Source organism: Phyllobacterium sp. P5_D12, assembly GCF_054049495.1.
The window spans coordinates 1-827 of record NZ_JBFUMG010001053.1; the positions used below are offsets into that span (position 1 = coordinate 1).

The 827-nt window shown below is 56.5% G+C and carries 2 protein-coding genes; both read left to right on the top strand.

From position 1 onward, the window contains the following. Positions 1 to 4 precede the first annotated feature (4 nt). A complete protein-coding gene (locus ACXJ5O_RS28635; RefSeq protein ID WP_457302862.1) occupies positions 5 to 274 on the top strand; it encodes an OmpA family protein in 270 nt (89 codons plus the stop codon). A gap of 113 nt (positions 275 to 387) precedes the next feature. After that, positions 388 to 827: DUF992 domain-containing protein (locus ACXJ5O_RS28640; RefSeq protein ID WP_457302861.1), on the top strand; the 440-nt coding region annotated here is incomplete at its 3' end.

The window sequence follows — 827 nt, forward strand, 5'->3', positions numbered from 1 at the left end:
CCTCATCGCCGATGCYCTRCATCATCCCAAYTTGATGTTYTACAAGTTCCTKGTKGTTGGRCACACRAGYTCKACCGGCGATGCCAAACACAATCTGAAACTGAGCCAGGATCGCGCCGACGCGATTACGGAAGCCTTGGCAACGACATTCGCCATYCCGCGCAACCGGCTCTATTCCGTCGGWGTGGGCCAAGAGATGCCCGTCGATCCGGCCAACCCGAAGGCSGCMGACAACCGGCGCGTKCAACTGATYAAYCTCGGSCGGATCAAATAGCAGGCCTGTAACCGTTACGTACTTCACATCCTTTTCTGAAAAGAACCTATGGAGGTTCGCCGGAACCCGACTGAACGGTGTTTCAACTGACCAAAGAAGAATAGGAGTTGCAAATGACTTTCTTTCATAGGGTGCTTGCCGGTGCCGCCGCGTTGATACCGTTCGACGCAAGTGCGGAATCTGTCCAGATTGGAACGCTCGCCTGCGACGTTTCCAAAGGGATAGGAATGTTTGTCGTGGAGAAGCAAAAACTGACCTGCTCGTTCAAGCCAAAAAGCGGCAACGCCGAGAACTATACCGGATCGATCGACGAATACGGTATTGCAATCGGCGAAGTCGCATCAGGCCACCTGATCTGGGGCGTCGTCGCAGCCAACAGCGGACTTCCGGCAGGCGCGCTCGCAGGCACCTATGCCGGTGTTGGAGCCAATGCCTCGGTCGGGCCCGGAGCAGGTGCAAACATTCTTGTCGGGGGTACGGGCAAAGCGTTTTCCTTGCAGCCGATTTCGGTCGAGGGACAAGAGGGCATCAACTTCGCCGGAGGGGTCACGAC